A 15467-nucleotide genomic window follows, 5' to 3' on the forward strand; every position below is an offset into this window, starting at 1 on the left:
GAAAATAGAAAGAGGGTTTGTTATATTTATTGTGTTTGTTATTTGGGTACGATATTGTTTATTTTAATTTCTCGCACACTTAAGGTTTAAACATGACTCAAAAACTATCTCGCAGACACTTTTTAAAAAAAGTAGCTATTGGGGGCATCGCCGTAGGGTTTAATCTACAAAACAAAAGCTGGGCAACAACACAAGATTTAGAAAATTATTCATCTAATACTTTTGCAGAAGATTTTCCAGATTTTGAAGGCGAACTCATCACTGATATAACACAACTCACCCAAGAAGCCGATGATTTTGGACATATCCACCAATATATCTCTCAGGCAATTTTAAAACCGGCGACTTACCAAGATATTATAAAAATGGTCAAATTTGCCAATAATTATGATTTGAAAATAGCAGTCAAAGGTCAAGGGTTTTCAACCAATGGTGAAACTCAAACGCAAGCTGGTGTTGTTATTGATATGGCTTCATTATCTGAAGTTTTTGAAATAAATGACGCTCAAGTATCTGCACAAGCAGGTGCGCGTTGGATTGATGTATTAGAACAAACTGTACCACAAAATTTAGGGTTACCTATCGTGACCGATTTTCTAGAGCTTAGTATAGGAGGCTCAATTGCAGTGGGTGGTTTTGGTGCGCAATCTTATAAGCATGGATGTATGGCTGATAACATTGTTCAGCTTAAAGTGATTACTGGAGATGGATGCTTAGTAGCGTGTTCTTTGCATCAAAATCCATTGTTATTCCATTCTATGAAAGCTGGATTGGGACAATTTGGTATTATCGTTGAATCGAGTATGAAGCTTGAAACAGCACCCACTCAAGTCAGAGCATATCAACTTATTTATAACGATTTAGAATCTTTTTTAAATGACAGTAAACGTTTGTTAGATGAGTCAGTATTAGATGGTGTTCAAGGGGGGGCTGAACCCTCTCCTGAAGGTGGTTGGCGCTATATATTACAACTGGCAAAATATTTTGAATCAGATGCTCCACCTATTGATTCTGAGCTACTTAATGGCCTTAATTTTAATTCAGGTGGTGATACAGCACAAGACATGCCCTATTTTACATTTTTAAATCGTTTGACTCCTGTCATTGAACAATTAAAAGCAGCGGGTCTTTGGTCACTACCTCATCCTTGGTGTCCACTATTTATACCTGCATCTAAAGCAAAAATATTTATTGAAGAAACATTAGCAAATACCAACCCAAATGATGTTGCTGGGCCCATTTTAATGTCAATGCAAAAAAGAAGTGCATTTAAAAGCATGTTCTTAAGTTTGCCAGATGAAGAAAACTTTGTTTACTTTTCATTAATGCGAACTGCAATTCCGCCAACACCGGAACGAATTGAAGAACTTACAGCATCAAATAGAACTGTTTATGAAAATGCGCGAGATATTGGTGGTTATCAATACCCTGTGGGTGCGATTCCAATGGATAGAACAGACTGGAAAAAACATTATCACAATAAATGGTTTTTAATGAAAATACTTAAAAGTTGGTTTGATCCTAAGCATGTATTAGGTCCAATGAGAGGGATTTTCAACCGATAAAGTAAATTAAAATGAACTTTCATCGTAAGTTTAAATTATGAAAGTTCATTTTAATTATTGGTTAATAAACAAAAGGAATAAAACGTTTTGTTGCGATTGAATAATCTTTAAATTTTTCACCATAACGCTCAGCTAAATGAAGATCTAAAGCTGGAATATGGAAATAAATAAAAGAATAAGCCATGGATAAAGGCAGTAATAAAGTCCAGAAATTATAAGTAAATAAACACCAGCCAGTAAATAAAACAAAATCACCAAAGTAATTTATATGCATGGAATAGTGAAATAATCCCTCGGTATAACACTGACCTTTATTGCTACTATCTCTTTTCCACCATTTTCGCTGAATTTCAGAGTAACTATTTAGGTATGATCCAAAAGCTAACAAGCTTAGTGCAACAATATCAAGCCAGCCTAGATCGATTGTATAGTCTCTAAATGCTCCACCTCCTACTAGCAGTAAGCCGATTTCAAACAAGGCCATGAAACTGATCAAACCAAACACCTCTCCCCAGTCAACTCTACGAGCCAGTAAGTAAAACACAGTAATTGTATGTCTTATCCAATAAAGTACAACACAGGCAAATAAAACATTAGCTCTATCTTGATCAGCAAAAGCCCAGTTAAAACCAAATAAATTACCAATTACTGACCAACCATCAAAAAATGTAAGCCAAGCACAAAATACTACTATGCCTAAATGTAGTAGTACAAAAGCCCATTTTTGAGGTACAGAACGCCCATATTCTCGATTGACGCCACCCGTATTTGATTTCACTTTTTCCATTTTAATTCCTTATATATATAAAATTTAATGTGATTACTGCTGCTGTATATCTAGGTTATTTTCTTCATATTGAGATTTCTTATTACTATAAATAAGATAATTTACGAGCGATAAACAGGCCAAAATGCCAGTACTTAATATTAAGTATTCTGGTTGCTTAGATGTAATTGCCCAGGATAAAAATGATATGAATAGAATTTGCGTAATAATTTCTGTTGTCCAACCTATTTTAAAGCCGTCAAATACAATACCGTTGTAATGACATAACCAAAAAAACAAAACAGATAATATAATTAATGGTAATACAGGTAAGGCACCAAAATTCATCATTAAGTAACAAAAAACGACAATGATACATATAAATCGGTTAAAGCAGGTCCATTTTGTTTTTGTTGATAAATAAGGATCTTTAGCTTTAAAGTTTTTAGAATCAATTTTGCACGTTTTAGAATAAAAAGTAGATTTATTTGCCTTTTTAGGTAGCCAAACAGGTGGTCCAAAAATTGAACATACCACTTCGAAAAGAGAACTTGATAGTCTGATTTTCTTGGCAATTGTTTTTAAATAATAAGAATTTATGATTAAGGGGCTAAAGCTTGGAAAAGATTCTCTCACACCAAAAGTAACGGGGTTATCATTAAGTTCAGTTTGATAGGTACCAAATAATCTATCCCAAATAATAAAAATACCCCCAAAGTTTTTATCTATATATTTGGTATTTCTAGCATGATGTACCCTGTGCAAAGATGGTGTATTTAACAACTTGTCAGCGATAGGCGTACTTTTAAACCACTTAGTATGTATGCAAAAAGCCCAAACAATTTGTGCATAACTGGCAATTAAAAAAACTTCTAAGGAAATACCTAGGAAAGCCATTGGAATAAATGTCATCCACATAGTTAGCTCTGTAAAATAACTGATCCGAATAGAAACGCCAAAATTGAAGTTTTCTGCTGTATGATGAACAAGATGGTCCGCCCAAAATAAACCAATCATGTGATGAAATCTATGATTCCAGTAATATAAAAAATCATATAATAAAAAAGCTAACACATAAGTTAAAGGATCTGACTGGTCAAGATCAAAAAATTTATATTCGCTATATACAAGTGAATACACAGCAACAACAGCTAAAAGAAAAATAAAGGATAATCCTAAATTTCCTAGAGCGATTGATGCATTAGTTAATGTGTCATTTAGTCTGTAGTTTTTTTGTTTTCGAAAAAAGTTAATACTTGCTAATAGAAATAATGGCCCTAAATAAAAAGGCAGTGTATACATTATTTCTTCTGTAAAGTTTAAATCCATTTGATTACCCTGTTGTCTGTAAGTTTTAATTTAAAATTGATGCCACTTGTCTTCTCGGCGCTCTTGTTGCGGGAGACTGTGCGGTACCAAGCCGAGCTATAAATAGCGTTTCCTCTTTATTTCCTAATATATTTTTTAGTTTTTTTCTAGGAGTTTCATTTTGCAGTAATACGCTTAACGGATGAAATGACAAACCTTGTATTTGTGCTTTTTGCCAAACTTTCGATAGGTCTTTACCTAAATGCCAATATGATGAATTGGACTTGTTTTTTGCCGTAAAAACAATCAACTGAGGTGTTGAATCAACCAGTTCAGCTAGGCCTTTAGCCATATAGTTAGGTAAGCCAACTATTTTTGATAACATATGATTTTTTGGATGGGATATAAATTTGAATGCTTGTTTAAAAGCCCACGAAACAGGACCAAATAAATTTCGCATATAAAAGCCGTCTTCAGCAGTTTCATTGTCATTAAACCTGATAAAACTATAAGTTTCTTGCCATACTTTTTTGTTTGAAAAATCTAAACCTGCATAGTCTTCAATTAAGTTTGCAATACTTGATATTAAGGTTGGGTTATTTATTAATTGGCTATGTATAGCTTTTGTATTTAGGTTTTCTATAAGAGATTCATATTCCCTAGTATCTACCTTAGTTTGCTCATAAGGACCTCTATTTGTAAAACGCATCAGTGTTGTTGCCTGAAGTTGCTCAAAAGCATGATTGCTTACTGTTTCAGTAGGCAATAGGTGTAATATTAATATGATGCCTTCATTATCAATCCAATGCTCTTCACACTGATAACCTTTGAATACAAGTGCTTGAGTTAATAATTCAGTAAATATTCCGCAGCTGGTATACATCTCACCTGTTAAAGAGGGCAAGCTTGTTAGCATACGAGACTCATCAAATGACACAGTTACAAAACGGCTATTTTGAGTTGTTTTTATGCTATCAATATTTGGTACAGAATCGGTTACATTAACGCACCATGGTTGGCAGTTATGTGATGAAGGCGCATGGCGCGCTATATCAAGTGCCATTTTTAAATCATGATTAAATTTTTCATTTTTATTCAAAGCACTGTTATCCTTTATTCTATTTTGGTTATGGAGTAGCAATACTGCGATAATGTGCCGGTCATAATTTGAGTATTATCGCCCAGTAGTGCTATTGCGTTATTTATATAAGTTGAAGATGTTTCAATAAGATAATTTTGCGCATCTTTTTTTAACTCAACATATTTTATGTAAGGAAAAATCCCTAAACCTAGCGCTTTCAAAAAAGACTCTTTAATTGTCCAAATTAACGTCTGCGAACCTATACTTTTATTTGAAACTTCTTTTGCGTTAAATGCCATATTTAAAGCGGTATTAGAGAAAGTCCTTTTTTTTTGGATATCAACACCAATCGCAAAGTCAGAAGCCGCAGCGATAACATATCTACCGCTATGACTTATAGAAATATACCTGCCACATGCTGAATATGGTTGCCCAAAGTTTTCAATTGATTTCGTGATTAAAATTTCACTTTGTTTAATCGACTTTCCCGTTAACACAGCCAAAGCCAGTTTGGCCGCTAATCTGCCCGTTAACCGTTCAATTGAAATCTGAACAACGCCATCTGTTGTATGTGTTAAGTCGTTTATTTCTGTCAAAGACAATAAATTTGACCAAAGCATCGTCGTTAATTGAGATCTGTATTGCTCTAAATCAATTAGAATAATTGGCATATTACATTGTTCATTCAAACAATAAGATATGCCCTCAAATTCTAGCGACTTTCCTGTTAATAAATTAAAAACTTGAGTACCCATTTCCAATTAAATCACCTTCATTTTCTTCGACAACTTGTGCCATTTCATTAAAGCGACTTTCAAGTGAGTTAAATAATGGTGAATTCATATCTTTTTCAAACTCAGCAAGAGAGCTTAAACGGATCACTTCAATAAAATGAAAATCCGCATTTTTATCAGTAGATACTTCAATAACATCAAATTGCAGCACACTCGGTAAGTCGTGACATGCTAAATAATCTGTTGTTAAAACCCAGTCTCTAAAATCTGACAGCGATTTGATTTCTTTTAATTTGATTTTGTGGATCATAATTTTCATATTAATTTTCCTTTTGTAAAATGAGGTGGTAATTAAGACCACCGGTACCAAATGAATTAAGTGCAGCAAACTGATTGTGTTCAAGCCAAGGTGTATTAGCTTGTGTGATCTGTGCAGGAATTGCCTCAATTAAGAGTTTATTATTTATTTCACCACGCAGTGGTGTAGGAGGAATTTGTTTATGTTCAAGACTTAACAACAGTTTGCTTAAACCTAATGATCCTGAACCGGCAAAGCAATGACCAAAATTGAACTTTACTGAACCAATTTGCAAAGGCCTTTGACGTGCTGTTGTTTGATAAATTTGCTTGATTGATTCAATTTCAATGACATCACCTACTGTTGTGCCTGTACCATGCGCTTCAACAACTTGGATGTCTTCACTATTCACTTCACAAAGAGATAAAGCTTTATTCATAGCAAGTGCTTGACCATCTTTATCAGGTGCTGTCATAGATTTAGCATCGCACGAACCTGATACAGATCTAATAACACCAAATACTTTATCATTTTCTTTTTCAGCATCTTTTAAACGCTTTAATACAAACAGTGCACCGCCATCTCCTGGAGAAAATCCATCCGCATCTTGACTAAAAGGAGATATTTTATTTTTCGATAACATCATTTGAGCACTACATAAAACCATATCTCTTTCGTTGGTCGGTAATTCAAAACCACCCACTAATACTGTATCAAGTCGATTAGATTGCAGTGCCCTCACCCCATTATGTATCGCAGCTAAAGACGATGCACAGGCAGCTTCAACAGCATAACATTGAGCATTTAATCCAAATGTTTTAGAGATTAACTCAGCACTACCGCTGGCTGTTAACCCATTTAATGTATGGTTAGTTAATACTGCTTTTTTAGGCTCAGGAATATCTGTGTTAATTGCTTTAATATGGCTAAAACGTGATTGGCTAATTAAGTTTCTTTCTTGCGATAAACATAAGTTACTTGCCAAAATAACCCCATTCTTAGCGCCCGGTTTTATATTTTCTAATACCTTAGATGCACAAATCACTGACATTTTTTGGATATTATCCATTTGACGCAGACGAATTGGCATAATGGGAATGGGCATTAAATCATCTAACTTATCTAAGTCTCGTAAATAACTTCCTTGAGTGGCATAAGTACTTAGCTTTTGTGCTGCACCCGTTCTTACAAAAGCATAATGATTTAATCTTGAATTTGGTAAGGTACAAATATCGTCTTCACCATGGGATAATTTATGCCAAAAATTTACTTTATCTGAACAGCTTCCTGCAAAAGGGGAATAACTGATAATCGCAATATCTTGGTTTTCTTTAATATTTATTTTTTGATGTGACCCTTTACGATCACACTGCAAAGACCAGTTTTGATTATGTATGCACTGATCTGTGATGCAAACATCAAGTTCTTGTTTTGCAATTTGATTCACTAATGTTAAAAATACATGATTTGATAAACCAAAGCCTAACTGCCCCTGACAGAGTATTTTTTTTGCATTCAGTGAAGGTCTCTTTTCTGGCGCAATTATTTTTTTTGTTGGTTCTAATGTAATATCTGATAATACTGCAAGGATCGGGTCTTTATCTCGACATGCATCTTCATAACGTTTTACAACTAAAGTAATTGCCCCCTCACAAAGGTTTACTTCATCTTTGTTTACATCATATTTTTGATTGACGAGCTGACAAATGAGTTCATCATTAAACCTTTGAACAGTTGTTAATATTGCAACATCCGTATCTGGTTGGCAAAGTACATCTTGTGCTAGTTGTAATAAATGCAAACCGGTTAAATCTAATGCCTCAATTGTCTGGCATTTACCTCTGACTTTTAAAAAATGCGCAATACGAGCAGGTACACTACTGGCCATTTCACCAACACGATCATGTGACGTACAACCGAACTTCTTTTTGATCTCATCTTTGTAACTATCAACAAATGCAGGCGCTTGTGGAGCACTATCAACTAACTGGGCACATGATTTAACCGCAGAAACTTTAGTTGCATTATCATAGGTCACATCAAAGCCTAAGCTTGTACCGCAATAAACATCTACTTTGTCTCTTTCCCATGAGTTTTGATCTATTGAGGACATCGCATCTTCTGCTGATTTCAAAGCCAAATATGTTTCACTTGCAATTGCTTTTCTAAAAAGTGGCGGAATGCCAAATTTTTTAAAGTCTATTTCAATTTCTCTAAATTGATGCCCCAAAAAGTCGGTTTGGCAATTTGAGAATCTGAACGGACTAAATTCTGGCGCAATATGCTCAGGCAAAGTTTTAAATTGAGCGTATTTTTCAGCATAGGGCAAGCAGGTTCCTATAGCGATAATACAAATATCACTCATGCTAAACTCCTTAAAATTTTATAATCGACTTTTCCATTGGCATTTCTTGGGAGCTGTGAAAGGCATTTCACATTATTGGGTACCATGTATCGAGGTAGCTTTTCGCTAGCAAACTGTTTTACAGCTAAAGTATTAATCTTAGCTTCGGTATTCGGTACTATATATGCTATCAACTTCTGTTGAAAATCTGTTGTAATACACTGTACTACAACTTCATATATCTCAGGCATAGTGGATAAACATGCGTTTATCTCACCCAACTCAATTCTATGCCCGTTAATTTTAACCATGTCATCTATTCTATCTTGATAGTAATAGACACCATTTTCAAAACGTACTAAATCACCTGTGGCGTGACCAAACTGTTCATGCAATTTAGCATTTCGCCCATCTATAACATTAGAATATCCAGGTGTAACTGACGGACCATAAATAATAAGTTCACCAGTATCACAATCAATAACAGCATCGGAACCAGCAAGTGGTTTACCTATAGGTACAGGGTGATCTTTAGTTAAATCTTCATTTGTGATCTTATGGTATAAACAGACATTGGTTTCTGTTGGTCCATACCAATTATGTAAGGAACACGTATCAGCAAGGCAAGTGTTAAGCGTTCGCAATGCACCAATAGGATAAACCTCACCCGCAAATATGACATGTCGAAGTCTTGATGTAGTATTTTTATCTAGCGCATTTGTTGCAACCATCATAGATAAAACTGATGGCACGCTATACCAGATACTCACATTGTATTTTTTGATGCCATTTACCAGCTCAGCCACAAATTTTTGCTGTTGGGTCGTTATTACCCATGTTGCGGCACCCACCTGGGATGCAGCAAAAAGATCAAAAGTACTTAAATCAAATGAAAATGAAGCATGATTACTTAAGACGTCTTTTTGCGTTAGATTTAATGAATCCACCGCCCAATTAATGAAATAAGCAAGGTTTTTATGACTAATTTGAACACCTTTAGGCACCCCCGTCGATCCTGATGTAAATAAGATTGCCGCAACTTCATCCGGTTTTGCTTTGTGAAATATAGCTTTCTTGTCCAGACGCTCATCAAGAAAAACCTGTTTTTGATCTTTATTTAAGAAATAACAACTTTCTTGGCTTAAAACAAATCTTGAAACTAAAACGTCATTTAACATTTTGCATTTGCTTTCATCTGTAATAATCAAGTCTGGCTGAGCTTGTGAAATAATAGATAAAATACGTTCTATAGGTTGAGATGCATCCACAGGTACATAAATAGCGCCAGCAGCTAAACAGGCATAAATACTTTTTACATATTCAATGCCTTTATCCAGATGGATCAGGATACGTTTACCCTTAAGATCCTCATTTAAAAAAGCATTTGACCATTGCAAAACGGTTTGTTCTAGCGTTTCATAACTCACAGATTCATCAAGACAATGCACTGCAATATTTTCAGGAAATTGCTTACAACTTCGCTCAAATCCAGACATAATGGAATTAAATTCTGTCATTAATCTATATCCTTATTAATACAAAAGTGCTTTGGGAAATAACTAAAAATTTCCCAAAGCACTGCATAAATTAAATTAACGACGATTGTGCGAACTTAACACCAACTTCTAAAGCAGCATCAGTAAGAATTTCACACGCTTTATCTAGGTTTTCCTGTGTATGTTCACTGGTAATACTCATTCTTAAACGTGCATCCCCAACAGCAACACCAGGAAAAACAACCGTTTGACAGAATAAGCCTCTCGCACGAACCGCTCGACCAAAGTCTAAGGTAATGCGATCATTACCAACAACAATTGGAATAATGGCACTATCAGAGTTTTCTAGATCAAAACCAAGGTTAAGCAATTTAGAACGGATATAACGTATGTTATGCCACAGTTGCTTTAATCTTTGCGGTTCATTAATCATGACATCAATTGACGCAATAACACCCGCTGCGACAGGAGCTGGAATGGTTGCAGCAAAAACATAAGAGTTCGAGTAGAAACGTAAATATTCAACGACCTCTTCATCAGCACAAATAAACCCCCCTAAGCCACTGAGAGATTTACTTAAAGTTCCCATTTCAAGGTCGACCTGACCTTTCATATTAAAGTGCTCGGTTGTACCTGAACCTGTAGCACCGAGCACACCCGTTGAATGCGCATCATCCACTAAAACTCGAGCGCCATATTGGTCTGCTAATTTAACGAGTCTAGGCAAGTCAACAATGTCACCATGCATACTAAATACACCATCAGTCACAATGAGTTTTCCACCAGGTTGATCAGCATACTTAGCCAAAGATTTTTCTAAACTTGAAAGAGAATGAGCGTATAGTTTTCTTGATGCGCCAGATAATTTACAGCCATCCTGAATACTCATATGGTTAATATTATCTGTAAAGACCAGATCATTTCGACCCACTAATGCTGAAATGGCACCTAAGTTAGCTGAATAACCTGAAGGATACACAATACATGACTCTCTACCTTTGAGCTTTGCTAACTTTCGCTCTAACTCCAAGTGCAATACATTACTACCAGCAATAATACGACAACCAGTGTTTGTTGCACCATAGCGCCCTGCAGCATCTTGAATTGCGCTGATCACTTGTGGATGCGCTGACAAACCTAAGTAGCTATTAGAGCCAAACATGAGAAATTCACGGCTTTTACCGGCCACTTCATCATAAATGATGGCTTTATTAGTACAGGTTGACTCTAGCGGCATACCGTACCAATAATGCCCTTCTTGCTCTTTTTTCTTATAAAATTTTGAAAATTCACGCGTCTTATGAAAAAGGTCATCATTTTGAATAGATGAAAAGTCCATCATGGTACGAGAATCAAACTCATCTTCGCTTTGTGAAATAGTCGATTCTTCTTCCACTTCACTTGAGTTTGTAAGCTCAGAAATGGCATGTGTTAAAACCCACTTCTCATCATTAAGTTTATCCCCTAAGCTTTCACAAATGTAGTTTAAAATTTGTTCGATCGAATCAAGGGTATGGTCATTTTCGACTGTATCCAGTAAAAAATTATTGCAAATGTCCTTAAGAGCAAAAAGTTTTGCTGCACTATCTATACCTAGTTCTGTTTCTAAGTCTGCTGATAAAGACAATTCAGAAACTGAATAACCACTGTGAGAAGAAATGATTTGACGTATATAATTAAGGATCGCAGTTCTTGATGGCGATTCATCTACACTTTCTTTTTGAGATGAAAAGTTAATACCTTGCTTCTTAATCAGTTTCTCAACTCTAAAATAAATATCATTGATAGTCTCCACACCATCACCATTAATTGATGCATCAGTACCTGAAGTTGAAATACCTATTTGTTCATAAACGTAAGTTAAAACTTCGGCTAAAGTAATAGAGTCGACACCTAAGTCGTATTCTAAATGACTTGAGCCATCAAGCTCTTTTATGTCATATTGTGTTAACTGTGCAACATGATTGAAAATAACGGATAATAAATCTAAGTCGTTGATTACTTGTTCTGTTTCACTCATGCTCCTTTCTCCTGTAAACGACACACTAAAGCGTTGACCTCATTGATAGATGAAAAATTAATCGGGTTTATTTCCATCATTGAAACAATTACGCCTGTTTGTTCTTTTATAAAATCAACCAAATCAAAAATAGATGCTGAATCAACAATATTTAATGCTAATAATTGCGTATCGTTCGAAAGCATGTCGCTTTGCCCGTCTAAATAACTATCAACAATATATTTTCTTAGATTATCTATAAACATAATTTACTTCCCTTAAATTTTTTCACCTACAAATAGCGTTCTTGGTCCTGGAATATCTAAAATTCTGACATTCGAAAACCCTGCATCTTCAAAACGCTTAATATAGGTTTTTATGTCGCTTTCTATTCCACCATCAGTTGAAACCAGCATATTAAGTGATAATAAAGAAGTGAATTCAGGGCCTGTATTGTCATCGTTAAGTGGCGTTTCTGATGCAATGAATCGTCCCCCTACAGGCATAGCTTGAAAAATGTTATTTAAAATAACCATTTGAGTTTCATGGGAATAATCATGAAGCATCCAACCCAAATGTACTAAATCATATTCAATATCTGGCAGCTCACCGGTGATTACATTGCCTTCAATGACATCTATACGATTACCGTAACCTTGTTCACCTAATTTATCTAACAAGAAGCTTTTTGCTTGTGGTAATTCACATATCGCCAACTCTATATCAGTAAACTTATCAGCAACAGCGATGGGTAGAGTACCAATCCCGCTCCCGATATCTAAGAATCGTTTATGCTTTGAAAAATCATATTCTGATGTGAACCCATCAATAAAGGGCTGTGCAAACTTCCCTAAGAACTCTTGAAAATCAGCCACATCGTCTAAGTTGTGATATAACATGTCAAACCAGCTTCTATTATCACCAAAAGCGGCGACTCTTTGATGACTGTCTTGCTGAATGCCAGACGATAAATTCGACCATAATGGATATAAAAAAGTATCAATATGTCTGCCTAACCATCCTAGCCATTGCGGTTTATCGCTGACTAAAAAGTCTTTATGCTCTTGTGGTAAAATATAGTTTTCACCATCCTTTTTTAAATACTCCATTGCCACTAAAGCAATTAAAAGTCGCTCTAATGCCGCTGGCGGCAATAATGATTTTGTTGCTAATGATTCAACTGTTTGAGCTTGATCATTAAAATAATCAAAAATCTTTAAATCTAATGCTGCTGTAATTGTTTTGGTTTTAAAAAAACCCATCATGTGATCAACTGTTTGTTCCATTGTTTTACTCATACTGCACCTCATATTTATTAGTTATTAGTTATTAGTTATTAGTTATTAAAAGTTGACATTTCTTCACACACTTGAGCAAAAGCACAAACAAATCTATCTACTTCTGCTTTGCTGATCACAAGTGGTGGTTGAACACGGATCACAGTTGAACTATTCGCCGTTACAAAAGTTAAAATATTATGATCTTGCCCTAATTTTGTGACAAATTTCATACAAAACATTTCAGATAAACTACTTTCCATTCTTGTCATTGCTGAGATTAAGTGTTGTTTTACTTCATCCGGTAAAAACTTGTATATCGTGAACCAATCGCCCGGTAATCGAGTACCAAACTCTCTGACACATGCTTCAACTGCATTTTCAAAACTATTTGAAAATGCAATTCCCAACATCAAACCTTTACCCCGGATCTCACCAATAAAATCATAATCTTTGGTGACTCTTTGCAGTTCTTGTTTGAAGTAATTACCCATTTCTAAAGCTTTAGCTGTTAAATCTTGAGATATTAAACTGCGTAAAGAGGACAATGCTGCAACAGAGGCTAAATTCCCACCGCCAAACGTTGACGTGTGTAACAAAAATTTATCAGAACTACCGTATGCTTTTTCCCAAACTTGGGTTGTACATAAAGTTGCTCCTATTGGCATTAATCCACCACTGAGTGATTTTGAAAGCATTAAGACATCGGGTTGAATATTTTCCCATTCACACGCAAATAAACGCCCTGTTCGACCAAGACCCGTTTGTATTTCATCTACCATTAAAAGCGTATCAGTCTGATGACAAAGAGATTGCACTTGCGTTAAATAACCATCAGGAGGCACAATCACACCGCCTTCCCCTTGAATAGGCTCAAGAATGAATGCGCCAATATCTTGTTCTGTTAGTACAAGGCGTAATGCAGCAATATCTCCAAAGGGCACTTCGATGCAATGTTCTAATAAGGGCTCAAAATCTTTTCTATGTTTTTCACGCCCAGTAATAGATAAGGCACCTAATGTTTTCCCATGATAGCTATTTTTAAGGTAAGCAATTTTGGCATTACCAGTAGCAGATTTTGCAATTTTGATTGCAGCTTCAACCGCTTCAGTACCAGAGTTACTAAAAAATGTACGTTGTAATTTACCTGGAGAAATATGGCTTAAAACTTCGGCTAATTTTGCAGTTTCTTGTGCTATGGACACATATTGAACAAAATTTGTTTTTTGTTCATTTAAATATTGTGTCACTGAATCTATGACTTCTTTTGGACTATGACCTAAATTTAAACAGCCAAAACCTGCAACCATATCTAAAAATGGTTCATTTTTTTCATCAAATAGTGTTGTACCTTCCCCTTTAACAAAGACTCTGTCACAGCGTTGCATTTTTAAGAAATCGACCATTAATGGATTTATATAATCTCGATGGCGATTAAAAGTATCTTCAGCTGATACGCTTTGTGAGATAACACTATCAATAAACTCAAGTTGAGAGTTTTCTTGTCGTTTATCTTGATCAAAATACCGTTTAAAACTTAAAATATGGTCTTTTTCGACTCTTTCCCCATAGGATGAAAATGGATAGCTATAAAAGCCATGCTTTTGAGCCAGCTCACCAATTTCAATTACTTTATCTGGGTCAAGTTGGCGGCCAATTGAAAACGTTTCATTGCGGTTTTCCAGTGCAAGCACCATAGTTTCAGCTAGACAGCCATTAATTTGTTGTTTAATTGCAAAATTCAGCGATTCACCACCCAATTTTACATCACTAGATGCTGTGACGGTGCCGCCATCTATGACCAAAATATCTTGCCTTTTTGGTCTATAATCACCTGAAATATCACGAGGAAGCGCAACATCTATAAATATTGAGCCTGATTGCAATAAATCAGGATCAACAATACCACCTGCTGACGTTGCCCCAGCAAAGATTTTATATTTTTGATAACAGGATTCAATATCTGCACTAAGAGTCACTTGCCCATGATATTTACTCGGTAAATGTGCCAGTAATTGTTCCGCAGGCGTCGTTTCAGTTCTATGAATCAAGCATAACTTGAATCCGCGCCTTAACAATAAATGGCTCAAAGCTAAACTAATTGATCCTGGATAACCTAAGATACAAATTGTTTCATTTTGCGGAGCGACTTCTAGCCACTCTAAAATTTGTTCTAATGCTTTATATGCAGAAAATGTCGTCAAAGAATTCCCACTGGTGACGGGGATATTGGCATATTGCGCAACTTCTAAACCACGCTTTCCTACTATTGAAGTAAATCCACCTAGCCCTACAATTTCAGTGCCTTGCTCAGTTAAATCATCTACACCTTGCTTAATACGTGCTAACGTTTCTTTTGAACTACTAAGCATTTCTTCTGCGGTTAAAGGCATGTATTTAACGACACCTTCACACTCAGCCCCTGTAGCAGAAACTATTTTTTCAAAATTCATAAATGGCACTGTATTTTTTTTACTCCATAAATCCCGATCATAGCCATCAATAAAATCAGAAGAAGTACGTTCAAATAAATCAAGCATTTTTACATAACGCTTAAGCAAAACAGATGTTGGATGTGCGATAAATCCAAATTTCATAA

The 15467-nt window shown here is 35.4% G+C and carries 12 protein-coding genes; 1 reads left to right on the forward strand and 11 read right to left on the reverse strand.

What is annotated here, in order from left to right; all coding sequences use genetic code 11:
- Nucleotides 1-92 precede the first annotated feature (92 nt).
- The gene (locus BM088_RS03840; protein WP_091980136.1) at nt 93-1565 is read left to right on the forward strand and encodes an FAD-binding protein; all 1473 of its coding nucleotides are present in this window, start codon (nt 93-95) and stop codon (nt 1563-1565) included.
- 61 nt (nt 1566-1626) lie between these two features.
- Here BM088_RS03840 and BM088_RS03845 read toward each other — a convergent pair whose 3' ends face one another.
- From BM088_RS03845 to pigE, 11 genes are all read right to left on the reverse strand, one after another.
- Nucleotides 1627-2352, reverse strand: a complete 726-nt coding sequence (locus BM088_RS03845) for a DUF1295 domain-containing protein (protein ID WP_091980138.1) — start codon at nt 2350-2352, stop codon at nt 1627-1629.
- A gap of 33 nt (nt 2353-2385) precedes the next feature.
- On the reverse strand, nt 2386-3660 hold the full coding sequence (locus BM088_RS03850; protein WP_091980140.1) for a sterol desaturase family protein: 1275 nt from the start codon (nt 3658-3660) through the stop codon (nt 2386-2388).
- 25 nt (nt 3661-3685) lie between these two features.
- A complete protein-coding gene (locus BM088_RS03855; RefSeq protein WP_091980142.1) occupies nt 3686-4738 on the reverse strand; it encodes a hypothetical protein in 1053 nt (350 codons plus the stop codon).
- 14 nt (nt 4739-4752) lie between these two features.
- Nucleotides 4753-5475: a 4'-phosphopantetheinyl transferase family protein gene (locus BM088_RS03860; protein ID WP_091980144.1), complete on the reverse strand. Its 723-nt coding sequence runs from the start codon at nt 5473-5475 to the stop codon at nt 4753-4755.
- Nucleotides 5456-5773 carry a RedY gene (locus tag BM088_RS03865; RefSeq protein ID WP_091980146.1) on the reverse strand — a complete coding sequence of 106 codons (318 nt, stop codon included), beginning with the start codon at nt 5771-5773 and terminating at the stop codon, nt 5456-5458. Before BM088_RS03865 ends, BM088_RS03860 begins: the two co-directional genes overlap by 20 nt.
- A 1-nt stretch (nt 5774) precedes the next feature.
- On the reverse strand, nt 5775-8117 hold the full coding sequence (locus BM088_RS03870; RefSeq protein WP_091980148.1) for a polyketide synthase: 2343 nt from the start codon (nt 8115-8117) through the stop codon (nt 5775-5777).
- Nucleotides 8114-9613 (reverse strand): AMP-binding protein, encoded by a 1500-nt coding sequence (locus BM088_RS03875; RefSeq protein ID WP_091980150.1) that lies wholly within the window; start codon nt 9611-9613, stop codon nt 8114-8116. Before BM088_RS03875 ends, BM088_RS03870 begins: the two co-directional genes overlap by 4 nt.
- A 70-nt stretch (nt 9614-9683) precedes the next feature.
- Nucleotides 9684-11612: an aminotransferase class I/II-fold pyridoxal phosphate-dependent enzyme gene (locus tag BM088_RS03880; protein WP_091980152.1), complete on the reverse strand. Its 1929-nt coding sequence runs from the start codon at nt 11610-11612 to the stop codon at nt 9684-9686.
- Nucleotides 11609-11857, reverse strand: coding sequence for a hypothetical protein (locus BM088_RS03885; protein ID WP_091980154.1), 249 nt, complete (start codon nt 11855-11857; stop codon nt 11609-11611). The genes BM088_RS03880 and BM088_RS03885 overlap by 4 nt, the downstream gene beginning before the upstream one ends.
- Before the next feature lie 12 nt (nt 11858-11869).
- Nucleotides 11870-12889, reverse strand: coding sequence for a methyltransferase (locus BM088_RS03890; RefSeq protein ID WP_091980156.1), 1020 nt, complete (start codon nt 12887-12889; stop codon nt 11870-11872).
- Between the two features lie 38 nt (nt 12890-12927).
- Nucleotides 12928-15465 (reverse strand): prodigiosin MAP biosynthesis aminotransferase PigE, encoded by a 2538-nt coding sequence (pigE, locus tag BM088_RS03895; protein ID WP_091980158.1) that lies wholly within the window; start codon nt 15463-15465, stop codon nt 12928-12930.
- Nucleotides 15466-15467 lie beyond the last annotated feature (2 nt).

The sequence above is a fragment of the Pseudoalteromonas denitrificans DSM 6059 genome (assembly GCF_900112265.1).
GTDB lineage: Bacteria > Pseudomonadota > Gammaproteobacteria > Enterobacterales > Alteromonadaceae > Pseudoalteromonas > Pseudoalteromonas denitrificans.